This is a genomic window from Pseudomonas sp. MWU16-30316, assembly GCF_020515645.1.
In the GTDB taxonomy this organism is placed as follows: Bacteria; Pseudomonadota; Gammaproteobacteria; order Pseudomonadales; family Pseudomonadaceae; genus Aquipseudomonas; species Aquipseudomonas cerasi.
Genome location: NZ_JAIZAZ010000001.1, coordinates 741,794 through 765,439, shown reverse-complemented (window position 1 = coordinate 765,439; position 23,646 = coordinate 741,794). Strand labels below are relative to the sequence as shown.

23 protein-coding genes are annotated in these 23,646 nt (G+C 59.8%); 16 read left to right on the top strand and 7 right to left on the bottom strand.

The window, feature by feature from the left end:
- Nucleotides 1–69: 69 nt before the first annotated feature.
- Nucleotides 70–621 (bottom strand): hypothetical protein, encoded by a 552-nt coding sequence (locus tag LCH65_RS03615; RefSeq protein WP_122266553.1) that lies wholly within the window; start codon nt 619–621, stop codon nt 70–72.
- Between the two features lie 117 nt (nt 622–738).
- On the opposite strand from LCH65_RS03615, the gene LCH65_RS03610 reads away from it, so the two are divergent.
- Nucleotides 739–1,230 (top strand): LEA type 2 family protein, encoded by a 492-nt coding sequence (locus tag LCH65_RS03610; protein WP_122266552.1) that lies wholly within the window; start codon nt 739–741, stop codon nt 1,228–1,230.
- A gap of 9 nt (nt 1,231–1,239) precedes the next feature.
- Here the strand turns inward: LCH65_RS03610 and LCH65_RS03605 are convergent, their stop codons facing one another.
- The 3 genes from LCH65_RS03605 to LCH65_RS03595 form a co-directional block, all read right to left on the bottom strand.
- Nucleotides 1,240–1,569, bottom strand: coding sequence for a hypothetical protein (locus LCH65_RS03605; RefSeq protein WP_003314406.1), 330 nt, complete (start codon nt 1,567–1,569; stop codon nt 1,240–1,242).
- A gap of 189 nt (nt 1,570–1,758) precedes the next feature.
- Nucleotides 1,759–2,007, bottom strand: a complete 249-nt coding sequence (locus tag LCH65_RS03600; RefSeq protein ID WP_096105354.1) for a DUF1654 domain-containing protein — start codon at nt 2,005–2,007, stop codon at nt 1,759–1,761.
- Nucleotides 2,008–2,135: 128 nt separating this feature from the next.
- Nucleotides 2,136–2,792 (bottom strand): XRE family transcriptional regulator, encoded by a 657-nt coding sequence (locus LCH65_RS03595; protein WP_003431195.1) that lies wholly within the window; start codon nt 2,790–2,792, stop codon nt 2,136–2,138.
- 158 nt (nt 2,793–2,950) lie between these two features.
- On the opposite strand from LCH65_RS03595, the gene LCH65_RS03590 reads away from it, so the two are divergent.
- The 11 genes from LCH65_RS03590 (at nt 2,951) to pdeM (ending at nt 16,965) form a co-directional block, all read left to right on the top strand.
- Nucleotides 2,951–3,151: an SEC-C metal-binding domain-containing protein gene (locus LCH65_RS03590; protein WP_003431196.1), complete on the top strand. Its 201-nt coding sequence runs from the start codon at nt 2,951–2,953 to the stop codon at nt 3,149–3,151.
- 245 nt (nt 3,152–3,396) lie between these two features.
- Entirely contained in the window at nt 3,397–5,871 is a 2,475-nt protein-coding gene (locus LCH65_RS03585; RefSeq protein WP_226439154.1) for a penicillin acylase family protein, read from the top strand.
- Between the two features lie 416 nt (nt 5,872–6,287).
- Nucleotides 6,288–7,334: a ligase-associated DNA damage response exonuclease gene (locus tag LCH65_RS03580; RefSeq protein WP_010436866.1), complete on the top strand. Its 1,047-nt coding sequence runs from the start codon at nt 6,288–6,290 to the stop codon at nt 7,332–7,334.
- Nucleotides 7,331–9,034 (top strand): ATP-dependent DNA ligase, encoded by a 1,704-nt coding sequence (locus LCH65_RS03575; protein WP_226439153.1) that lies wholly within the window; start codon nt 7,331–7,333, stop codon nt 9,032–9,034. Before LCH65_RS03580 ends, LCH65_RS03575 begins: the two co-directional genes overlap by 4 nt.
- A gap of 343 nt (nt 9,035–9,377) precedes the next feature.
- The gene (locus LCH65_RS03570; RefSeq protein WP_003363566.1) at nt 9,378–10,160 is read left to right on the top strand and encodes a transporter substrate-binding domain-containing protein; all 783 of its coding nucleotides are present in this window, start codon (nt 9,378–9,380) and stop codon (nt 10,158–10,160) included.
- Between the two features lie 77 nt (nt 10,161–10,237).
- Nucleotides 10,238–10,966 carry an ABC transporter permease gene (locus LCH65_RS03565; protein WP_003363567.1) on the top strand — a complete coding sequence of 243 codons (729 nt, stop codon included), beginning with the start codon at nt 10,238–10,240 and terminating at the stop codon, nt 10,964–10,966.
- Nucleotides 10,963–11,673, top strand: coding sequence for an ABC transporter permease (locus tag LCH65_RS03560; RefSeq protein ID WP_003363569.1), 711 nt, complete (start codon nt 10,963–10,965; stop codon nt 11,671–11,673). The genes LCH65_RS03565 and LCH65_RS03560 overlap by 4 nt, the downstream gene beginning before the upstream one ends.
- A 12-nt stretch (nt 11,674–11,685) precedes the next feature.
- A complete protein-coding gene (locus LCH65_RS03555) occupies nt 11,686–12,804 on the top strand; it encodes a succinylglutamate desuccinylase/aspartoacylase family protein (RefSeq protein WP_003431200.1) in 1,119 nt (372 codons plus the stop codon).
- A 9-nt stretch (nt 12,805–12,813) separates the two neighbouring features.
- Nucleotides 12,814–13,578 (top strand): ATP-binding cassette domain-containing protein, encoded by a 765-nt coding sequence (locus tag LCH65_RS03550; protein ID WP_003431202.1) that lies wholly within the window; start codon nt 12,814–12,816, stop codon nt 13,576–13,578.
- Nucleotides 13,579–13,819: 241 nt separating this feature from the next.
- Nucleotides 13,820–16,312 carry a ligase-associated DNA damage response DEXH box helicase gene (locus LCH65_RS03545; RefSeq protein ID WP_042930180.1) on the top strand — a complete coding sequence of 831 codons (2,493 nt, stop codon included), beginning with the start codon at nt 13,820–13,822 and terminating at the stop codon, nt 16,310–16,312.
- The gene (gene pdeM, locus LCH65_RS03540; protein WP_003363575.1) at nt 16,309–16,965 is read left to right on the top strand and encodes a ligase-associated DNA damage response endonuclease PdeM; all 657 of its coding nucleotides are present in this window, start codon (nt 16,309–16,311) and stop codon (nt 16,963–16,965) included. Before LCH65_RS03545 ends, pdeM begins: the two co-directional genes overlap by 4 nt.
- 65 nt (nt 16,966–17,030) lie before the next feature.
- Here the strand turns inward: pdeM and LCH65_RS03535 are convergent, their stop codons facing one another.
- Together LCH65_RS03535 and dcd are read right to left on the bottom strand one after the other, a co-directional pair.
- Nucleotides 17,031–17,249, bottom strand: a complete 219-nt coding sequence (locus LCH65_RS03535) for a hypothetical protein (RefSeq protein ID WP_003363577.1) — start codon at nt 17,247–17,249, stop codon at nt 17,031–17,033.
- Nucleotides 17,250–17,362: 113 nt separating this feature from the next.
- Nucleotides 17,363–17,929 carry a dCTP deaminase gene (dcd, locus tag LCH65_RS03530; RefSeq protein ID WP_002554836.1) on the bottom strand — a complete coding sequence of 189 codons (567 nt, stop codon included), beginning with the start codon at nt 17,927–17,929 and terminating at the stop codon, nt 17,363–17,365.
- 319 nt (nt 17,930–18,248) lie between these two features.
- Between dcd and LCH65_RS03525 the strand changes: the two genes are divergently transcribed.
- Nucleotides 18,249–18,458 (top strand): cold-shock protein, encoded by a 210-nt coding sequence (locus tag LCH65_RS03525; RefSeq protein ID WP_002554837.1) that lies wholly within the window; start codon nt 18,249–18,251, stop codon nt 18,456–18,458.
- 148 nt (nt 18,459–18,606) lie between these two features.
- Here the strand turns inward: LCH65_RS03525 and apbC are convergent, their stop codons facing one another.
- Nucleotides 18,607–19,701 carry an iron-sulfur cluster carrier protein ApbC gene (gene apbC, locus LCH65_RS03520; RefSeq protein WP_003431222.1) on the bottom strand — a complete coding sequence of 365 codons (1,095 nt, stop codon included), beginning with the start codon at nt 19,699–19,701 and terminating at the stop codon, nt 18,607–18,609.
- A gap of 185 nt (nt 19,702–19,886) precedes the next feature.
- Here apbC and metG point away from each other — a divergent pair, with 185 nt between their 5' ends.
- From metG to nth, 3 genes are all read left to right on the top strand, one after another.
- A complete protein-coding gene (metG, locus tag LCH65_RS03515; protein ID WP_003431226.1) occupies nt 19,887–21,935 on the top strand; it encodes a methionine--tRNA ligase in 2,049 nt (682 codons plus the stop codon).
- Nucleotides 21,936–22,066: 131 nt separating this feature from the next.
- Entirely contained in the window at nt 22,067–22,942 is an 876-nt protein-coding gene (gene rsxB, locus LCH65_RS03510) for an electron transport complex subunit RsxB (protein WP_226439152.1), read from the top strand.
- Entirely contained in the window at nt 22,939–23,577 is a 639-nt protein-coding gene (gene nth, locus LCH65_RS03505) for an endonuclease III (RefSeq protein WP_226439151.1), read from the top strand. The genes rsxB and nth overlap by 4 nt, the downstream gene beginning before the upstream one ends.
- The last annotated feature ends 69 nt before the right edge of the window (nt 23,578–23,646 follow it).

Genomic DNA, 23,646 nt, shown 5'->3' with positions numbered 1-23,646 from the left:
GACGAACGCTCGAAAGTAACAGGGCTGATTGAAAATAATTCCGTTTCAGGATTCAGCGGGCTCGCAGCATCACTCCGGGATGATGTTCAGATGCGACGTATCGGGCGCCTCCTGCGACTCGGCCTTTTCCACCTGTCCCATGTGGCTGCCCACCGGGGCCAGGCTCAAACGCGAGAGATCCAGCAGCGGCGCAACAGGCTGAGGCTTGCCGGGCAGCAACTCGACGCCCGCTTCTGCAACCGAGTAGTCCGGCGCATCGACGTCCACAAAAGCCGCCATGTAAGCGTCGCGCGGTTTGATCTGCAAACGCCCCGGACTGACCGAGGTCTTGCGCAACCAGGTCGGTGCGTCGGGCGGCGGCGCCAGTTCGACTTCTTCCATGGGCGGTGGCGTATTCATTTCCAGCACACGCACCAGAGCACCTGCGCGCTCCAGGGTGGCGCGGTATTTTTCCGCGGTTGCGGCGTCGAGATTGTTTTTCAGAACCAGTCGGCGCCCCGAGAACAGGAGGTCCAGACGTTCAGCATCCGCATTGAACAGCTTGCCAAGGTTAGCCCTTACCTTCTCGGGTTGTGCTCCGGCGACGAGTTCAGCGCTGAAGACAATTTCGTAGAGATTCATGGAAGAAGACACCGATATGCACGTCAGTAAAAGTATGGCGTAGCGTGATACAGCGCAATAAGCGCGTTGCCGTTGAACGTCGAGTTGGTAGACTCAGGCGTCAAAGGGAGCACATCCATGTTTTTTCAGGCGCACATTACAAGAATCATAAGCCTTGCGTTGATCCTGTTCGGGCTCGGCGGATGCTCACTCCTGAGTTTTGACCGCACTCAGGAACCGGAAGTGCATTTGCTGAAGGTCCAGGTGGTCAAGGCAAGGCTGACACAGCAGGATTTCAAGCTGTACTTCGAAGTTGAAAACCCCAACGAAGACAGCTTGCTGGTGCGTGGCCTGAAGTACAAGATCACACTCAATGACGTGGTCCTCGTCGATGACACGTTCAGCGACTGGTTTGTCGTCGACGGTAATAGCCGCAAAACCTTTGTGGTGCCGATTCGCACCAACCTCTGGCGCTACGCACGGTACATCGCTCAACTGCTGAAAAAGCCTGATGAGCTGATCCATTATCGGCTGGACGGCAAGCTCAAGACCGGCATCGTATTCAGGCACAACGTCCGCATCGGCACATCAGGCGATGTGCTGCCGCACGACCTGATCCAGCGCCGATGATCATTCCGGCTATCCGCCCAGCTTGCCCTTGATCAGTTCCAGAAGAAACTTCCAGATGTCCGCAGCCCACAATGCCCGATTGACGGCACTGATCAGCGCACCGCCGAACGATCCCAGCAGAAACCCCACGCCCGTGGTGTTGCGCGGGTCTGCCACGCCAAGGTAATCACTGGCAATGCCGGTGAGAAACACAGCACAAGCCACACCGGTCACCAGAAAAACCAGCCAGGCACGCCAGTCAAGCAGACCTGCCTTATGCCACCAGCCAGAAATGATCGCACCCACCAGACCGGCTACCAGCCATTCGCCTCGGTCTGCCAAACCATTCAAGATATCCATCGCTTCTGACTCCGTTCAAGAAATACAGCCGTTCACGAACACAGAAAAATTCAGACATTGGGGGACCTGCCGGGAATTGCTGCGGCGTCGGCACCGTTCAAAAATCAGAAAATTAAGCATGCTTAAAAAAACAGGCAAACATATGCCATCAACCCACCGCGCTACCGGGCGAGCATCAGAGGCTTGAGGTCAATTGTCGATGTAGCGCTGCCAGCCGATCCTTATCGAACCGTCTGGCTGACGGTCAATCTCGATGCCTTCGGTCTCTTCGATTTCCTGCAGCACCACGTTCCAGCTGTCCAAGGGCTCATCATCACGACGGACGACGATGACCCACTGGGTCTTTTGAACATTCGGCGCGGAGACCAGCCGTTGAATGCGCTTGCCGATCTGTTCGTAGGAAGACCTGCCTGTCGATCCATTATCACTGCCAGCCATGATAGCCTCCGAGGCATAACTGTATACAAATACAGTATTCCAGCTGCATGAACCTCGCAAGCATTTCGTAGGACGTGTCCTGCCGAGCATCTTTGACAAAAATGCCCGCACGCCCTGCCACGCAAGGCTTACAGCCTGCCGGTCATCCTCACGGCCACGCCGATAATGCGACAGTCGGCACCGCACTCGATCATTTTGTACGCCGGGTTCAAGGGCTTCAGGTAGCGTGTGCCACCATCCTCGACCAACTTCTTGAACGTCGCCTCGTTGCTGGCGGGCAGCTTGGCGATGACCAGCCTGCCAGGCTGCACGTCGGCCTCCGTGTCCACCAGAATCAGCATCCCTTCCGGCACGCTGACGCCGGTGGGTGCGGTCATCGAATCGCCCTTGACCTCCAGCCAGAACGCCGGCCCCTTGGAGTCGTAGTCGGAGATTTCATAGCGGTCGGAAAAACCGTCGGGGTAAGGCTGAACCGCCTCTTCCCACGAGCCTGCCGAGACCCAGCTGATCACCGGATAACGGAAGGACATTTTCGGCTGATCGATCAGCGCAACGTTGGCGTCGAAGGCAGGCGCCTTTTCCGGCCCCTCGCCAATCGCCAGCCACTCGGCACGAAAGCCCGTGGCACGAGCCAGTGCGTAAAGGTTTTCCGGCCTCAGGCTCTTGCTTTCTCCGCTGATCCACTGGGTGACGGCAGAGTTGGCCACGCCGCAAAGTGCGGCAATCTCACCTTTCTTCAGGCCACTGGCGGCGATTGCCCTGGCGATGCGTTCCTGTCGGGTCATGGAGTTGGCTCTGCACATGGAATAAAGAACGCTGAAAAACGCTCGACTAAAACTAAGCATACTTAAAAATCGATGCTATGCGAATCCTGATATGGCGATACTGCTTTGCCATGATTTGCGGGATAATGCGCGCCAGTTTTAATTGCGGAGTAAAACCGATGAACCAGCAAGCCCATGTGCATGGCCCCGATTGCGACCATGATCACGATCACCACGACCACCAGCACGGCCATGTACACGGTCCGAACTGCGGTCACGCCCATCAGGAGCCAGTGCGCAATACCCTCAAGGATGTCGGTCGTAACGATCCCTGCCCATGCGGCAGCGACAAGAAATTCAAGAAATGCCACGGCGCGTAAGGCGCGGAGCATTCTGACGACGGCCTGCATTGCAGGCCGTTTTCATTTGAGTGTGCTGCATGCCTTCAGTTAGGGACCTAAGGCATGTAGCCACTGGCTGCCATGTAGCGCAGAGCGTTGCGAACTAAAGGCGTCTGGTCAGCCTATGCAAAATCCTGAAATAAACTAGTCAGTGCCGCTTGCGTGCGGCTTGCCTGCTCTCTAACGTAGCGGCTTTTGTACGTTACCCCTCCAGGAGCTTGCCCATGGCCTCGCCAGCCCTTCGTCATTTTCTACCCCGATTCGGCGCTGCCGCCGCTGCGGCGAGCTTCCTGAGCCTTGCCGGCTGCCAGTTGGGCGGCGGCGATCCCGAGACCGTGCTGCCTGTTTCCGGGACGTTCCCGCTCAAAGGGCTGGCGCAGAACGTTTCGGTGCGCCGCAACACGATGGGTATGCCGCTGATAGAAAGCAGCAGCTACCACGATGCGCTGTTCACGCTCGGCTACGTCCATGCCGGTGATCGAATCGGTCAGATGCTCGGCATGCGCCTGCTGGCGCAGGGCCGTTTGTCGGAAATGGCCGGCGCAGATGCGCTGGACGTCGACCGCCTGATGCGCTCGGTCAACCTCAAGCAGAATGCCAGCGACCTGTACAACGCCGCATCGCCACGCTTGAAACGCTTCTTCGATGTCTATGCGCGCGGCGTGAACGCCTACCTGTTCCGTTATCGCGACAAGCTGCCTGCCGATATCGCCAGTTCGGGCTATAAGCCGGAATACTGGAAGCCGGAAGACTCGGCGCTGATCTTCAGCCTGCTCAACTTCAGCCTGTCGGTCAACCTGCAGGAAGAGCTGTCGGCGCTGGTTCTGGCGCAGAAAGTCAGCGCGGACAAGCTCGCCTGGCTGCTGCCAACCTACCCTGACGAAGAATTGCCATTTGCCGAAGCCGACAAGCTCAAGGGCCTGAACCTGAACAATCAGGTCACTGGCCTGAGCGATCTGAACAGGATCGCCCTGCAGCTCTCGGACCTGAACATGCTCGGCGTCGCGGCCTCCAGCAACTGGGCCATCGCGCCACAACGCAGCCGAAACGGCAAGAGCCTGCTGGCCAGTGACATGCAGCTGCCTGCCGGGCTCAATTCTGCCTGGAGCTTCGTGCAGATCCGCGCACCGAAATACCAGGTGTCCGGTGTCACCATCGCCGGTATGCCGCTGGTGCTCAGCGGTTTCAACGGCAAACTGGCGTGGAGCATGAGCAACGTCAAGGGCGACAACCAGGACCTGTTTCTGGAGAAGATCAAGCGCGAAGGCAACCGCGTCTCCTATATGGCTGACGGCAAATGGCTGCCAGCGGCGGCTCATCAGGAAACCTTTCTGGTCAAGGGCGGCAGCCCGCTGCGTGAAACCGTGTACGAAACCCGCCACGGCGCGCTGCTCAACGCCTCTGCAACCCCGCCCGGCAACGGTTTGAGCCTGGCGCTGCAGGTTCCGAACTTCAAGGACGACAAGAGCCTGGATGCGTTCTTCGACCTGTCCCGTGCGCCTAACGTCGAGAAAGCCTTCGATACCAGCCGCGAGATCCGGGCGATCACCCTGAACATGATCTTTGCCGACGCCTCGAACATTGGCTGGCAGGTCACCGGCCGCTTCCCGAACCGCCGTGAAGGCCAGGGCCTGCTGCCTTCGCCGGGTTGGGATGGCAAGTACGATTGGGACGGCTTCGCCGACTCGATGCTCCACCCCTATGATCAGGATCCGCGCCAGGGCTGGCTTGCAGCGGCCAACCAGCGCACGATTCCGAAAGGCTACGGCATGCAGCTCTCCAACTCGTGGGGCTACCCGGAGCGCGCCGAGCGGATTGCCGAACTCGCCAACGGCGGCAAGCAGGACCTGCGCAGCACCATCGCCATGCAATACGACCAGACCACGACGTTCGCCGCCAAGCTCAAGACCATGTTCCAGGCGCCGGGCATGAGCAAGCCGCTCAAACAGGCCATTGATGCTCTGCCCGAAGCTGAGCGCAACAAGGCCCGCGAAGCGCTCACGCGCCTGATGGCGTTCGATGGCAAGCTCAGTGCGACTTCGGCTGATGCGGCGCTGTACGAGCTGTTTCTGCAGGAAAGTGCCAAGCAGATTTTCCTTGATGAGTTGGGCCCGGAAACCAGCTCTGCCTGGCAGGCACTGGTGGCCAACGCCAGTTCATCCTACTCGCCACAGGCCGACCACTTGCTGGGTCGCGATGACAGTCCATTTTGGGATGACGTCAAAACCGCGCAGAAGGAAGATAAACCGACCATCCTTGCGCGCAGTCTGGCGGCCGCCATCACCAGCGGCGACAGCCTGTTGGGCAGCGATCACAAGGCCTGGCAATGGGGCAAACTGCACCGCGACAACTGGGCCTCGACCAGCCCGCTGGCCAAACAGTTGGGTGGCGGCGAGTTCAACCGTGGCGCCACAGCAGCGGGGGGTGATCACACGACGCTGAACGTGTCCGGCTTCGAGTGGGGCAAGGGCTTCGACGCCCGCATGGCACCCGGTCTGCGCATGATTGTCGACTTCAGCCTGGTCGAACCGATGACCGGCCTGATCAGTACCGGCCAATCCGGCAACCCGGCCAGCCCGTATTACGCCAACAGCATCGAGCCGTGGCAGAAAGGCCAGTACCAGTCGATTCCGGTGCAACAACAGAACTACGAAAAGGGCTACGGCAAACAGCGCCTGACGCTGACGCCGGGCAAGTAAGCGCCGAAAGTGAGCATGGGCACGAGGGTGTTCTCCAGGACACCTATCGTTCCCACGCTCCAGCGTGGTAATGCCTTTCGTGACGCTCCGCGTCACACAGCGGTTCTGTGGTGTCAGGTGGATTTAGGCTCGACTCAAGTCACCTTTTCGCCCCTCGGCGAGTTACTTTGATGAGGCCAAAGTAGCCTACGCCTTTCGCTCCGGTTTCCGGCCCGACTTCGTCGGGTTCCTTCGCCCTGTCACTTACGTCGCACTCGGCGTCGTCTGTGCCATCGCGACAAAAAAGCGCTTTTATGCACGATAGTGTTCTTTTGGACATTTATCGCACCTCACGCTCCGCAGCCCTCACGCAAACTCCCCGAACTTCCAGATCCTTACCGGCTCATAGCTAACAAGCCCATCCATACGGTTGCCCCATGGATCTTGTCGTTGCACGCCCCGAAGGTTTGTACTGCCCACCCGGTGATTTCTACATCGATCCATGGCGTCCTGTCGAACGGGCAGTCATCACTCACGCGCATGGCGACCACGCCCGTACCGGCAACGAGCATTACCTGTCGGCGGCCAGTGGCGAGGGCATTCTGCGTTCGCGCCTCGGGCAGGACATTAATCTGCAGACCCTGGAATACGGCGAAACCATCACCCATCACGGCGTGAAACTCAGCCTGCATCCGGCCGGGCATGTGTTGGGGTCGGCGCAAGTGCGACTGGAGTACCAAGGCGAGGTCTGGGTTGCTTCCGGCGATTACAAAGTCGAGCCGGACGGCACGTGTGCGGCCTTCGAACCGGTGCGCTGTCATACCTTTATCACCGAATCGACCTTCGGCCTGCCGATCTATCGCTGGGCACCGCAGGCGCAGATCTTCGAAGGCATCAACCAGTGGTGGCGTGCCAATGCAGCCCAGGGCAAGGCCAGCGTGTTGTTCGCCTATTCGTTCGGCAAGGCCCAGCGCATTCTGCATGGCATCGATGCGCAGATCGGGCCGATTCTGGTCCACGGCGCCGTTGAACCGCTGAACCGTGTGTATCGCGAGGGCGGCATCTACATCCCCGAAACCCAATACGCTGGCGATTTCAAAAAGACCGATCCCGCACTGCGCCAGGCGTTGATTCTCGCCCCGCCTTCGGCAGGCGGCAGCAGCTGGATGAAGCGCTTCGGGGAATACAGCGATGCGTTTGCCAGCGGCTGGATGATGCTGCGCGGCACACGACGCCGGCGCGGTGTGGATCGTGGTTTTGTGCTGTCCGATCACGCCGACTGGCCGGGCCTGCTATGGGCTGTCGAACAGACCGGCGCCGAACGCGTCATGGTGACCCACGGTTCGGTCGGCATACTGGTGCGCTACCTGCGTGAACTGGGCCTGGATGCGCAAGGCTTCAGCACCGAATACGGCGATGAAGAAGACAGCAACCCGGCAACCAGCGAACCCGAGGCGGCAGGCACGGGTGAGGCTCAGTCATGAAAGCTTTCGCTGAACTCTACGCACAACTGGACGCGACTACGTCAAGCAACGCCAAACTTGCCGCCATGCGCGACTACTTCGAAAAGGCGGTTGCAGAGGACGCCGCCTGGGCGGTGTACTTTCTGTCAGGCGGACGTCCACGGCAACTGGTGCCTACTCGTGTGCTGCGCGAGCAGGCAATGACCCTGGCAAATCTGCCGGAATGGCTGTTCGAAGAAAGCTATCAGGCGGTCGGCGACCTGGCGGAAACCCTGTCGCTGTTACTGCCCCAGGCCGACCACAGTAATGACGAAGGTCTGGCCACCTGGATGGAAGACAAGCTGTTGCCATTGCGCGGCCTGCCGCCTGAAGAACTCGCCGAGCGGTTGCCGCTGTTCTGGTCGCAGCTGGACCGCAGCAGCCTGATGGTCTGTATCAAGCTGATCACCGGCAGCTTCCGCGTCGGCGTGTCCAAGCTGCTGGTCACCCGTGCGCTGGCAGCGCTGGCAGACATCGACAGCAAGCGTGTCGCACAACGACTGGTGGGCTACACCGACCTGTCGCACCGGCCCAGCGCCGCACGCTATTTGAAGCTGATCGCGCCTGAATCCGAAGATGAGCACGCGCAACGCGGCGGGCAGCCCTACCCGTTTTTTCTCGCCCACTCGCTGCAACAGCCCGCCGATCAGTTCGAGGAGTTGCTCGGTCCGGCGCAGAACTGGCAGGTGGAATGGAAGTGGGACGGTATTCGCGCGCAACTGGTCAAACGTGACGGGCGCTTGTGGATCTGGTCGCGCGGCGAGGAACTGGTGACCGACCGTTTTCCAGAGTTGCACAGCCTGGTGCAGTGCCTGCCGGACGGCACGGTGATCGATGGCGAAATCGTGGTCTGGAAAGCCCCCGATGCGACCCCCGATGCCGATGCGGAGTTTGCCTTGAACAGCGATGCGCCTGCGGCTGCGCCCTCGGTTCAACCGTTCGCCCTGCTGCAACAGCGCATAGGCCGAAAGACCCTCGGCAAAAAGATTCTTGCCGACGTTCCGGTCGTGGTGCTCGCCTATGACCTGCTGGAGTGGCAAGGCGATGACTGGCGCAGTCGCCCGCAACATGAGCGCCGTGCGCAACTGGAAGCGCTGATCGAAACCTGCCAGAGCGAGGTGCTGATGCCCTCCCCGGTGCTCAGCGGGAAGGATTGGCTCGATCTGGCCACCCAGCGCGAGGCCTCTCGCAGCCTGGGCGTCGAGGGCATGATGCTCAAGGCTCGCGACTCGTTGTATGGGGTCGGTCGCACCAAAGACATGGGGGTGTGGTGGAAATGGAAAATCGATCCGTTCAGTGTCGACGCCGTGCTGATTTACGCGCAACGCGGTCACGGACGACGCGCCAGCCTGTACAGCGACTACACCTTTGCAGTGTGGGACGGCCCGCCCGACGCCAGTGAACGCACCCTGGTGCCGTTCGCCAAAGCCTACTCGGGGCTGACCGATGAAGAAATGCGCAAGGTCGACGCCATCGTTCGCAAGACGACGGTGGAGAAATTCGGGCCGGTCAGCAGCGTCACCCCGACGCTGGTGTTCGAGCTCGGCTTTGAAGGTATCGCGCTGTCGAAGCGCCACAAGAGCGGCATCGCGGTGCGTTTTCCGCGCATGCTGCGCTGGCGGCAGGACAAGCCGGTCGCCGAAGCCGACAGTCTGGCGACGCTGCAGGACCTGCTGAACTAGAGCACCAAAAAGGCGCACGATAAATACCGCGCACCTTTTTGAAACACCGACGAACGAATCATCCCGTCTCCACGCAGGAAACTTCCCGATTCGTTACCAATCTTCCGCTCTTTCTTACCTGAAAAAGCATCTTGTGTCGGACCGGACGATGAACACCAGCCCTGTAAGCGCGCATGGGCGGCCTATTGCCAGCCGTTTATATGAAATAGCGACAACCCCTTATATTTCAAACGCACGTTCGTTCCTCTGGTTCGGAAATTGCTAACCAATGCCTGTCTGGCACTTGCCGGTAGCACGCTTCGCGTATTCCCAACGCCCCATTTAAGGTTTTAAGGACTGAACAATGAAAAAAGCATGGCTGACTCTTTCTGCACTGGCTCTGTGCATCGCCGCCGGTAACACCATGGCCAAGGAATACAAGGAACTGCGCTTCGGCGTCGATCCATCTTACGCACCGTTCGAGTCCAAAGCGGCCGACGGCAGCCTGGTCGGTTTCGATATCGATCTGGGCAACGCGATCTGCAAAGAGCTGAAAGTCACCTGCAAATGGGTCGAAAGCGACTTCGACGGCATGATCCCTGGCCTCAAGGCACGCAAATTCGACGGCGTCATTTCCTCGATGACCGTGACCCCGGCTCGCGAAAAAGTCATCGACTTCTCCAACGAACTGTTCTCCGGCCCGACCTCGCTGGTGTTCAAGAAAGGTGCAGGCCTGACCGCCGACCCGGCCAGCCTGAAAGGCAAGACCGTGGGCTATGAGCAAGGCACCATCCAGGAAGCCTACGCCAAGGCCGTACTGGACAAGGCTGGTGTATCCACCAAGGCCTATGCCAACCAGGACCAGGTTTACGCCGACCTGACTTCGGGCCGTCTGGACGCCTCTATCCAGGACATGCTGCAGGCCGAACTGGGCTTCCTCAAATCGCCAGCCGGTGCCGACTACGAAGTCAGCAAGCCTGTCGACAGCGAACTGCTGCCGGCCAAAACCGCCATCGGCATTGCCAAGGGCAACAAGGAACTCAAAGCGCTGCTGGATAAAGGCATCAAGGCGATGCACGACGACGGCACCTACGCTGAAATCCAGAAAAAACACTTTGGCGACCTGAATCTCTATAGCGGTAAATAACACCCCGACGCCCATCGATTTCGGCGATGATTCGTCGCCCGATCGGTGGGCGTTTTTGTTGGTAACAAGGCCTATCCATGCTCGATGCACTCATGCAAAACCTGGGACTCTCGGCATTCAGCCTGAAGGGCTTTGGCCCGCTGTTGCTGGAAGGCACCTGGATGACCGTCAAACTGGCTGTGCTGTCGCTTGCTCTGAGCATTCTGCTCGGACTGATCGGGGCCAGCGCCAAACTGTCGAGCTCGGCGCTGCTGCGCGTGCCGGCGCAAATTTACACGACACTGATCCGTGGTGTTCCGGACCTGGTGTTGATGCTGCTGATTTTCTACAGCCTGCAAACCTGGCTCACCATGCTGACCGACGCGATGGAATGGGAATACATCGAGATCAACCCGTTCGGCGCAGGCGTCATCACCCTGGGCTTCATCTATGGTGCGTATTTCACTGAGACGTTTCGCGGCGCGATCCTGTCCGTACCTCGCGGTCAGGTGGAAGCAGCGACAGCCTATGGACTGAAACGCGGCCAGCGCTTTCGTTACGTCGTGTTCCCGCAGATGATGCGTTATGCGCTGCCGGGCATCGGCAACAACTGGCAGGTGCTGCTCAAGGCGACTGCGCTGGTGTCGATCATCGGCCTGGCCGATCTGGTCAAGGCGTCACAGGACGCGGGCAAGAGCACCTATCAGCTGTTCTACTTTCTGGTGCTGGCGGCATTGATCTACCTGCTGATCACCAGCGCCTCGAACTTCGCCCTGCGTTGGGCTGAGCGGTATTACGCCGCAGGCAGCCGGGAGGCACAGCGATGATCGAATTGCTGCAGGAATACTGGAAGCCCTTCCTTTATACAGATGGCGTCAACGTCACCGGCCTGGCGATGACCATGTGGCTGCTCAGCGCCTCCATCGCCATCGGCTTCTGCGTGTCGATCCCGCTGTCGATTGCGCGGGTGTCGAAAAACCGCTGGGTGCGCTGGCCGGTGCAGTTCTACACCTACCTGTTTCGCGGCACGCCCCTCTATATACAGTTGCTGATCTGCTACACCGGCATTTACAGCATTGCTGCGGTGCGTGAACAGCCGATGCTTGATGCGTTCTTTCGCGATGCGATGAACTGCACGATCCTGGCCTTCACTCTGAACACCTGCGCCTACACCACGGAGATCTTTGCCGGGGCGATCCGCAGCATGGCCCACGGCGAAGTCGAAGCGGCCAAGGCCTACGGCCTGACCGGCTGGAAGCTTTACGCCTACGTGATCATGCCGTCGGTGCTGCGCCGTTCGCTGCCGTATTACAGCAACGAAGTGATCCTGATGCTGCACTCGACCACCGTGGCCTTTACCGCCACGGTGCCGGACATCCTGAAAGTGGCGCGGGACGCCAACTCTGCCACTTTCATGACCTTCCAGTCCTTCGGTATCGCCGCCGTCATGTACCTGACCGTGACGTTCATTCTGGTCGGGCTGTTCCGCCTTGCCGAACGCCGCTGGCTGGCCTTTCTCGGCCCGGCCCATTAATCAGGACTGAACATGCGCCACCACACCCATGACTTGCTGTCGCCAGTGCCCGGCACTGGCCGGCAGATCCACAGCTTCCATTACGGTCCGCAAAACGGCACCGGCAAAGTCTATGTCCAGGCGTCGCTGCATGCCGATGAGCTGCCAGGAATGCTGGTGGCCTGGTACCTGAAGCAGCGTCTGGCCGAACTGGAAAATGCCGGGCGCCTGCTGGGCGAAATCGTTGTGGTGCCCGTCGCCAACCCGATCGGTCTGGAACAGGTGCTGATGGACACCCCACTGGGCCGCTACGAGCTGGAAAGCGGCCAGAATTTCAATCGCTGGTTCAGCGATCTCGGCACTCAGGTCGGTGATGACATTGCAGCCCGACTGACTGCCGACGCAGAGCATAACCGCGCACTGGTCAGGGACAGCCTGCTGGCGGCGCTGAATGCCCTGTCGGCGACCACCCAGTTGCAATCGCTGCGCCTGACCCTGCAGCGCCTGGCCTGCGACGCCGACATGGTGCTGGACCTGCATTGTGATTTCGAGTCGGTCGAGCACCTGTACACCACGCCCGAGGCCTGGCCAAAAGTCGAACCGCTATCACGCTACCTGGGCGCGCAAGCCAGCCTGCTGGCAACCGACTCAGGCGGGCAGTCGTTCGATGAGTGCTTTACGCTGGTCTGGTGGCAATTGCAGCAACGCTTTGGCGAGCGTTTTCCGATTCCCATGGGCAGCTTTTCAGTGACTCTGGAGCTGCGCGGACAAGGCGATGTGAACCATGCGCTGGCCAGCCGCGACTGTCAGGCGATCATCCATTACCTGATCGACGCTGGCATCATCGACGGCGATCTGCAGCCGCTGCCCGAACTGCTCTACCCCGCTACGCCACTAGCAGCGGTCGAACCGGTGGCTACGCCGGTCGGCGGCCTGCTGGTGTTCTGTGCGATGCCTGGCGAACACGTCGAGGCCGGCCAGCTGATTGCCGAGGTCATCGACCCGATCAGCGACACCGTGACCTGCATCCATGCCCTCAACGCAGGCCTGCTGTATGCGCGTTCGCTGCGCCGCATGGCGACTGCCGGCATGGTCATTGCGCACATCGCCGGCACCCAGGCCTATCGCAGCGGCTATCTACTTTCTCCTTGAGGACCTGTCATGCAAAAACTGACCATCGATGGCCTGCACAAAAGCTATGGCGACAATCACGTGCTCAAAGGCGTATCGCTCAAGGCCAGCAGCGGTGACGTCATCTGCCTGATCGGGGCCAGCGGCTCCGGCAAGAGCACTTTTTTGCGCTGTATCAATTTTCTCGAACAGCCCAGTGACGGGGCGATGAGCCTGGATGGCAAGCAAGTGCGCATGGTCAGCGACAAGGACGGCATGCGCGTTGCCGACCCGGATGAGCTGCAGCGTATCCGCACGCGGCTGGCGATGGTGTTTCAGCACTTCAACCTGTGGGCGCACATGACCGTGCTGGAAAACATCACCATGGCGCCGCGCCGGGTCCTGGGCGTGCCCAAGGCCGAAGCCGAGGCGCGCGCGCGCAAATACCTGGAAAAGGTCGGTCTGCCGGAGCGTGTTGCCGATCAGTACCCCGCGTTTCTTTCGGGTGGTCAGCAGCAGCGCGTGGCCATTGCCCGTGCGCTGGCGATGGAGCCGGAAATCATGCTCTTCGACGAACCTACCTCCGCGCTGGACCCGGAGCTGGTCGGTGAGGTGCTGAAAGTCATTCAAGGCCTGGCTGAAGAAGGCCGGACGATGATTCTGGTGACCCACGAAATGGGTTTCGCACGCAAGGTGGCGAGCCAGGTGGTGTTCCTGCACCAGGGCCAGATCGAAGAGTCCGGCCACCCGGACGAAGTACTCAACAATCCGAAAAGCGAGCGTTTGCAGCAGTTCTTGAGCGGCAATCTGAAGTAGCACCGATTGCTGCGTACACACGTTTGGACCACCCTCAAATCTCGTTCCCACGCTCCAGCGTGGGAATGGCCTTCATGACGCTGCGAGTCATAAACAGGACGCAGAGCGTCCAGAACGGCATGTCGACGCGGAGCATCGGCACGATGGGTAATCCAGGAGCGATCAGCCACATAACCATTTAAAACTATTACCCTTTCTCTGCTGTCTCTGACTTAACGCCACTCAGAGCACACTCAAACGGATGAGCAGACCCACCGATTTCGCTCGACGATGGTTTCTCGCCCGGGGCTGGAAGCCCTTTGCGTTTCAGAAGGAAGTTTGGGCAGCGGTAAAAAACGGTGAGTCCGGATTGCTGCATGCCAGCACCGGCTCGGGCAAGACCTACGCCGTGTGGTTCGCTGCGCTCAACCGCTTCGCCAAAGCCAATACGCTCACCGCTGACAACAAACCCCGCAAACGCAAACCGCCCGCTGAACCGCTGAGTGTGCTGTGGATCACGCCCATGCGCGCCTTGGCCGCCGATACCGCCAGAGCCCTTGAGGCCCCGTTGGCTGAACTGGATATCCCGTGGTCGGTCGGCTTGCGCACCGGCGATACCAGCGGCAGCGAACGGGCCCGGCAGAGCCGGCGGCTGCCCTCTGCCCTGATCACCACCCCTGAAAGCCTGACGCTGCTGCTGACCCGTGCCGACGCTCATGTCGCCCTGTCGACACTGAAGATGGTGGTGGTGGACGAATGGCACGAGCTGATCGGCAACAAGCGCGGCGTGCAGTTGCAACTGGCCCTGGCGCGCCTGAGGCGCTGGAATCCGCAACTGATCGTGTGGGGCATTTCCGCGACGCTGGGCAATCAGCAACACGCGCAGCAGGTGCTGATCGGCGACGGCGGCGTGACCGTGCAAGGCAAGATCGTCAAGGACTTACAGGTCGATACGCTGTTGCCGCCGTCCATCGAACGCTTCCCGTGGGCCGGGCATATGGGCTTGCGCATGTTGCCGCAGGTCGTCGCCGAGGTGGAAAGCAGCGCGAGCTGTCTGGTGTTCACCAACACTCGGGCACAATCGGAAATCTGGTATCAGGCGCTGCTGGAAGCCCGCCCCGACTGGGCCGGGTTGATTGCCCTGCATCACGGGTCGCTGGCGCGAGAGGTCCGAGACTGGGTCGAGCGCGCGTTGAAAGAAGGCGCACTCAAGGCTGTGGTGTGCACCTCCAGTCTGGACCTGGGCGTGGACTTTCTACCGGTGGAGCGCGTGTTGCAAATCGGCTCACCCAAAGGTGTCGCGCGCCTGATGCAGCGCGCCGGGCGCTCAGGCCACGCGCCGGGTCGCCCCTCGCGCGTGACGCTGGTGCCGACCCACAGCCTGGAGCTGGTCGAAGCCGCTGCCGCTCACGACGCCGTCGAAGCACGGATGATCGAACCCCGCGAATCACCGCTCCAGCCGTTGGACGTGCTGGTCCAACACCTGGTCAGCATCGCTCTGGGCGGTGGTTTCCTGCCTGATGAGCTGCTCGCCGAGGTACGCAGCGCCTGGGCTTACCGGGACCTCAGCGACGAGCAATGGCAATGGGCGCTGGCGTTTGTCCGCAACGGTGGCCACTCGCTGACCGCCTACCCTGATTATCGCCGTGCCGAACCTGACGAGGACGGCGTCTGGCGCGTCCCCGATGCGCGTCTTGCCAGACGTCACCGCATGAGCGTGGGGACCATCGTCAGTGAGGCCACCGTCAACCTGAAATACTGGAAAAAAGGTGGCGGCGGTGGCTCGCTGGGCAGCGTCGAAGAAGGCTTCATCGCCAGACTCAAACCCGGTGACGGCTTTCTGTTCGGCGGACGCTTGCTGGAGTTGGTTCGAGTGGAAAACATGACGGCCTACGTCAAGCGCGCGACCGGCAAAAAAGCCGCCGTGCCACGCTGGAATGGCGGTCGAATGCCGCTGTCCAGCGAACTGGCGGATGCCGTGGTGGAGAAGTTCGATGCCGCTGCACGAGGCGAATTCAACAGCCCGGAAATGCGTGCCATCAAACCCCTGCTGGAAGTGCAGCAGCAGTGGTCAGGGCTGCCACGACGCGACACATTGCTGGCCGAAACACTCAAATCCCGCGAAGGCTGGCACCTGTTCCTCTACCCGTTCGCCGGCCGACACGTGCACCTGGGACTGGGCAGCCTGCTGGCCTGGCGCCTGAGCCGGCATCGGCCGCTGACCTTTTCCATTGCCGTCAACGACTACGGGCTGGAGTTGCTCAGTGCCAGCGAGATCGACTGGGCGCAAGCGTTGCAGGCTGACCTGTTCAGCGAAACGGATCTGTTAGCCGATATTATCGCCAGCCTGAACGCTGGCGAGCTGGCCCTGCGACGCTTTCGGGAAATCGCGCGCATCTCTGGCCTGGTGTTTTCCGGCTACCCTGGCGCGGCCAAGAGCAATCGTCAGCTTCAGGCATCCAGCGGACTGTTCTTCGAGGTGTTCAAGCAGTACGACGCGGACAACATGCTGCTGACCCAGGCCGAACAGGAAGTCCTGCGTCAGGAACTGGACCTGCAGCGTCTGGAACTGACGTTGCGCCAGATCAACAGCCGCACGCTGGACCTGCACGCAATAAAGCGCGCGACTCCGCTGGCCTTTCCATTGCTGGTCGAACGCTTTCGCGAAAGCCTCAGTTCGGAGAAACTTGCCGACCGCATCGCGCGAATGGTCCGCGACCTGGAGAAAGCCGCCGGCCCGGAGACTGAACAATGAACCCGTATCTGGCTGTCACGCTGGCAGGAGAAGAGCTGTGGTTGCTGGCCGACAAGGCCATCTACTACCCCGCCGAACGATCCTTGCTGATTGCCGATGCGCACTTTGGCAAGGCGGCCGCCTATCGCAAGCTCGGCCAGCCGGTGCCGCACGGCACTACACAGGAGAATCTGCGCCGCCTGGACAGCCTTTTGAAGGCCTATCCCTGCGATCATCTGATCTTTCTGGGCGATTTCCTGCACGCGCCGGAATCTCACGCGGTCGGCACGCTGGCGGCGCTGGAACACTGGCGGGCAGAACGCTCGACACTGCGCATCACACTGATCCGCGGCAACCATGACAAACGGGCTGGCGATCCACCCGCTTATCTGGGCATTGATGTGGTCCCCGAGCCCCTGGCACTCGGGCCATTTGCACTGCAGCACGAGCCCGATCCGCACCCTGACCTGCACGTACTGGCCGGGCACGTTCATCCGGTGTATCGGCTACACGGGCGCGGTCGGCAAAGCTTGCGGCTGGCGTGTTTTTACCTGGGCCGGCAAGTCAGCCTGCTGCCAGCCTTCGGCGAATTCACCGGTGGTTTTCAGATTCGTCCCGCGCAGGACAGCACGGTCTATGTGACCGGCGGTGATGCGGTGTGGCGAGTGGCATAACGTAGCCGGTCGCCCTATAAAAAACTGCCCACTGCTCGCGAGAGCAGCAGGCAGTCTTGTGATAATCAGGCCACAGGTGCAGGTGGCGGCTCGTCCGGAACAGTAGGCCCGCCTGGCTCGGTAGGCTGAAACGGAGTGTCGGGGCCTGGATCGCCCGGGATCCCGCCACCGACCATGTTCAGCTCCGGGCTGAGATCGGAATGAGCCATCAATGACCAGGCGAGCAGCCCGATCTCGTTAAGCGGAGATTGAACCTGTTCAGAGATTTTGAAAGTAGTCTTCATAGGGCACTCCAGATCAAAGGCCTTCGCACGTAATGAATGATGCGAAAGCATGTGAGCAGATAGAGTGCGGAATAGAGTATTAATTCAATTCCACTAGTCACCTGAAGCGCAAATCAGGTGCGTGGCAGGGTGACGCCACGCTGGCCCTGGTACTTGCCACCCCGATCCTTGTAGGACACTTCACACTCCTCATCGGACTCCAGGAACAGCATCTGCGCCACGCCTTCGTTGGCGTAGATCTTGGCCGGCAGTGTCGTGGTGTTGGAAAACTCCAGCGTTACATGGCCTTCCCACTCTGGCTCGAGCGGCGTGACATTGACGATGATGCCGCAGCGCGCATAGGTGCTCTTGCCCAGGCAGATCGTCAGAACGTTACGCGGAATACGGAAATATTCCACCGTGCGCGCCAGCGCAAACGAGTTGGGAGGGATGATGCACACGTCGCTCTTGATATCGACGAAGCTTTTTTCATCGAAGTTTTTCGGATCGACCGTGGCCGAATTGATGTTGGTGAACACCTTGAATTCGTCGGCGCAACGCACGTCGTAGCCGTAACTGGACACCCCGAAAGAGATCACCCGATCGGCGCCTTCGCCACGTACCTGGCGCTCTACGAAGGGCTCGATCATCCCGTGTTCCTGCGCCATGCGGCGAATCCACTTGTCCGATTTGATGCTCATGGCGGTGTCCTGAATAGCGAGGTGAAAAAGATATCCGGCATCTTACCGGGCTGAGGCCGACGGTTCAAAGGCAACAGATCGCGAGTTTGCGTGACTGGCCGGGCTGTTTCGCCGTGAATGGAAATAATCATCAACAGACCATTGGCACGTTCGGAAAAAAGGGTTAAGGTGGCGTCACTGTGTTGCTTGTGTCACTGAGAATCTCTACACGATGTTGAATTTCGATCCAACCATCTCCATGAATTTTCCAGCTCTTTGCACTCAGTCTCGGCCAGGGCTCTTCCTACGCCGCAGTTAACTTTGTCCAAGGAGATATACTATGTCCAATCGCCAAACTGGTACCGTTAAGTGGTTCAACGATGAAAAAGGCTTCGGCTTCATCACTCCACAATCCGGTGACGACCTGTTCGTGCACTTCAAAGCTATCCAATCCGACGGCTTCAAAAGCCTGAAAGAAGGCCAACAGGTTTCTTTCATCGCTACCCGCGGTCAGAAAGGCATGCAAGCTGAAGAAGTTCAAGTTATCTAACTTGTACTGATTCGCTTAAAAACCCCGCCCTTAAAAGCGGGGTTTTTTATTGCCCGTCTTTTGACCTCTCGCCGGCTGAGCACCTGCTGTACAGCTGACCGGGACGAGAGAAGCAAAGCACCTCCCCCGCCCGATCATCGCTATCCAATCAGTCGTCGCTTACCGAAATGGTCGGCATGGCTGGACTTGCAGCTTCCTGCAACACGATCCGTGCACCGACATGACGTGCCAGCTCCTGATACACCATCGCAATCTGACTCTCCGGCTCGGCAATCGCCGTAGGCTTGCCGCCATCTGCCTGCTCGCGAATCAGCATCGACAGCGGCAGCGACGCCAGCAGCTCGACATCGTACTGCGTCGCCAGCTTCTCGCCGCCACCCTCACCGAACAGATGCTCGGCATGGCCGCAGTTGGAGCAGATGTGCACCGCCATGTTTTCCACAACGCCCAGTACCGGAATGTTGACCTTGCGGAACATCTCGACACCCTTTTTCGCATCCAGCAGGGCCAGATCCTGTGGCGTGGTAACAATCACGGCACCCGCCACCGGGACTTTCTGCGCGAGCGTCAACTGGATATCACCAGTGCCGGGCGGCATGTCGATAACCAGATAATCCAGATCATTCCAGGCAGTCTGCGTGACCAGTTGCAGCAACGCCCCCGACACCATCGGTCCGCGCCAGACCATCGGCGTGTTGTCGTCGGTCAGAAAGGCCATCGACATCACCTCGATGCCATGCGCCTCGACCGGCACGAACCACTTCTGGTCCTTGATCTTCGGCCGCGTGCCTTCGGGAATACCGAACATCACCCCTTGGCTAGGCCCATAGATATCGGCATCGAGAATGCCGACACGTGCGCCCTCGCGAGACAGTGCCAAGGCCAGGTTGGCGGCGGTCGTGGACTTGCCGACACCGCCCTTGCCGGACGCGACGGCAACAATGTTTTTCACATTGGCAAGCCCCGGGATCTGGCTCTGGGCCTTGTGCGCGCTGATCACGCTGCTGATGGCGACCGTGGCCGAACTGACGCCTTCCAGGTTCTCGATGGCAGTTTTCAACACTTGCGCCCAGCCGTTCCTGAACAGGTCGGCGGCATAGCCCAATTCGAGTTGCACGCTGACCTGTGCCCCCTGAATATCGATGGACCGGACGCAACCGGCAGTGACCGGATCCTGATTCATATAGGGGTCGGTGTACTGGCGAAGAATCGTCTCCACCGCTGCGCGATTGACTGCGCTCATGGGCTTACTCCGTAAAAAGACTGACTGAAACAGCCGACTATCGTACCTGTTCTGCCAACAGCCCACATGATTTCACTGAACCGCAGCCCACCTTTCAGGAGCATTCCCACAACCGCACGGGTGAAAAAAATCGTTCAGACCTTTATAGTGGCCGGTCTCCGTTTCACTTCAAGTAGCCGAGCCCCATGTCCGAGCCACGCAAGATTCTCGTTACCAGCGCCCTGCCCTATGCCAATGGTTCCATCCACCTTGGCCACATGCTCGAGTACATCCAGACCGACATGTGGGTGCGTTTTCAGAAGCACCGCGGCAATCAATGCATTTATGTCTGCGCGGACGACGCCCATGGCTCGGCGATCATGCTGCGCGCCGAAAAGGAAGGCATCACGCCAGAGCAACTGATCGCCAACGTCAAGGCCGAACACAGCGCCGACTTTGCCGACTTCCTGGTGGATTTCGATAATTTCCACTCGACGCACTCGGACGAGAACCGCGAGCTGTCGAGCATGATCTACAAGCGTCTGCGCGATGCGGGTCATATCGCGACGCGCTCGGTTACCCAGTACTTCGACCCGGAAAAGAAAATGTTCCTGGCCGACCGTTTCATCAAGGGCACCTGCCCGAAATGTGCGGCCGAAGACCAGTACGGCGACAACTGTGAAAAGTGCGGCGCCACCTACGCCCCGACGGACCTGAAAGACCCCAAGTCGGCGATTTCCGGTGCCACGCCGGTGCTCAAGGACTCGAAGCACTTCTTCTTCGACCTGCCTGCGTTCGACGCCATGCTCAAGAGCTGGACACGCAGCGGCACCCTGCAGGACGCCGTTGCCAACAAGATCGCCGAATGGCTGGACAGTGGCCTGCAGCAGTGGGACATCTCCCGCGATGCGCCCTATTTCGGCTTTGAAATTCCCGACGAGCCAGGTAAATACTTCTACGTGTGGCTCGATGCGCCGATCGGTTACATGGCCAGCTTCAAGAACCTGTGTGCGCGTCGTCCGGACCTGGACTTCGATGCGTACTGGGGAAAGGGCGCGACCACCGAGCTCTATCACTTCATCGGCAAGGACATCGTCAATTTCCACGCGCTGTTCTGGCCAGCCATGCTGGAAGGTGCGGCCTTGCGCACGCCGACCGGCATCAACGTACACGGCTACCTGACCGTCAATGGTCAGAAGATGTCGAAATCGCGCGGCACTTTTATCAAGGCACGCACCTACCTCGACCACCTGCCGCCCGAGTACCTGCGCTATTACTACGCGTCGAAGCTGGGCCGTGGCGTTGACGACCTCGACCTGAACCTCGAAGACTTCGTGCAGAAGGTCAACTCCGACCTGATCGGCAAGGTCGTCAACATTGCCAGCCGTTGCGCCGGGTTCATTCACAAGGGCAACGCCGGCGTGATGGTCGAAGCCAACGCGGCGCCCGAACTGACCGACGCGTTTATGGCGGCTGCACCCAGCATTGCCGACGCTTACGAAGCCCGCGACTTCGCCCGCGCCATGCGCGAGACCATGGCCCTGGCGGACCGTGCCAATGCCTACATCGCGGAAAAAGCGCCATGGGCGCTGGCCAAGCAGGAAGGCAAACAGGATGAAGTCCAGGCTGTATGCGCGCTGGGCATCAACCTGTTCCGCCAGCTGGTGATTTTCCTCAAGCCGGTCCTGCCGAATCTGGCCGCCGATGCGGAAAAATTCCTCAATGTCGAACCTCTGACCTGGGCAGACCACAAGACCTTGCTGGCCAATCATCAGCTCAACCCGTTCTCGGCACTGATGACCCGTATCGACCCGGTCAAGGTCGAGGCCATGGCCACTGCCTCCAAGGAAGACCTGACCGCTACCGACTCGTCGGCGGACACCGCACCTGCCGGTAATGGCGAACTCACCAAAGACCCACTGTCGGCGGAAATCGACTTTGACGCTTTTGCCGCCATCGATCTGCGTGTTGCACTGATTCTCAAGGCCGAACACGTGGAGGGTGCCGACAAGTTGCTGCGCCTGACCCTGGACATCGGCGACGAGCAGCGCAATGTCTTTTCCGGCATCAAGAGCGCCTACCCGAACCCGTCCGAACTCGAAGGCCGTCTGACCATGATGATCGCCAACCTCAAGCCGCGAAAAATGCGCTTCGGCATTTCGCAGGGCATGGTGATGGCGGCAGGCCCCGGCGGTGAGGAGATCTATCTGCTCAGCCCCGACAGTGGCGCCAAGCCAGGCCAGCGCATCAAGTAAAAAACGACGCAGGGCCCGGTATCCTGCCATCAGGCGGATACCGGGCCTTTACGCATTCGCAAGCTCCCTGATCTGTCCGATAATGCTGCTCTCTCGATAGACAGAACACCTGTTGGTCACCTGGCAAGACCATGACTGAATTGATTCGCCTGCTTCCCGACGTGGACCTCATCCGCAGTATCGACGCCCTTCTGCCGCAGACTCAGTGCGGCAAGTGCGGCCATCCCGGCTGCAAGCCCTACGCCGAAGGCATCGCTGGCGGTGAAGCCATCAACAAATGCCCACCGGGCGGCGACGAAACGATAGTCCAGCTGGCCGAACTGCTGTCTGTTCCGGTCCTGACACTGGATATGCAACGCGGCACTGCACCTGCGCAGGTTACCTTCATTCGCGAAGCAGAGTGCATCGGTTGTACCAAATGCATTCAGGCCTGCCCCGTGGATGCCATTCTTGGCGCATCCAAGCTGATGCACACCGTGATTATCGACGAATGCACAGGTTGTGACCTGTGCGTTGCGCCGTGCCCGGTGGATTGCATTGAAATGCATCCGCTGCCACTGGCCACGGTCACGCCCATCGTGGGTGGTCTGGCCCCTACCGCCGAGCTGCAGGAGGCGCGGCAGCGCAAGCGTAGCCATGCCCGGATGCGTTTCGAAGCACGAAATGCGCGCCTGCACCGTGAACAGCAAAAGCGGCTGGCAGAGCGCCTTGCGCGGTCACAGCGCATTGAATCCGCTCGTAGTGTGCTGCCTCAATCCGCCGTCGCTCTCGCCCGCAACGACAAGCCTGCCGGACCGGATGAAGCGGTGAAAAAAGCCCGAATTGCGCTGGCCATGAGCCGCGCGCAGCTCAACAAGTCGCTCAAGGCGTTTGGTCACCCTCCCATTGCGGAGCAGGCTGCCAGGCTTGTGGAATTGCAGCGCGAATACGAAGCTGCCGAGCAAACACTTGCAGCACTTCTGCCACCCCCCGCACAGGCTGATTCCGAGGAAAAGCTCCGCTCATGAATGCCGCAAAACGCCAGGAAATCTTTCGCAGGCTGCATGAGGACAATCCGGACCCGAAAACCGAATTGGCCTACACCACGCCGTTTGAACTGTTGATAGCCGTCATCCTTTCCGCCCAGGCCACCGACGTAAGCGTCAACAAGGCGACTGCCAGGCTTTACCCGGTCGCCAATACACCACAGGCCATCTACGAACTGGGTGTAGAGGGGCTTTCCGAATACATCAAGACAATCGGCCTCTACAACAGCAAAGCCAAAAACGTGATTGAAACCTGCCGCATGCTGGTGGAGCTGCACAACGGTGAGGTACCGCAAACCCGAGAAGCACTCGAGGCGCTGCCGGGCGTCGGGCGCAAAACCGCTAACGTGGTGCTCAACACCGCTTTCCGCCAGATCGCGATAGCGGTAGACACGCATATCTTTCGCGTCAGCAACCGCACAGGCATCGCGCCAGGGAAAAATGTGGTGGAAGTGGAAAGGCAACTGATGAAATTTGTGCCGAAAAACTACCTGCTCGACGCCCATCACTGGTTGATTCTGCACGGGCGCTATGTTTGCCAGGCCCGTAAACCGCGGTGCGGCAGTTGCCGTATAGAGGATCTATGCGATTACAAGGCAAAAACGTCCGACGATTGAGCCAGACAGCTCATTGCTGCCTTGTCGATTGAAAAAATCTTTTTTACCCACCTGTGGATTGTCGATATA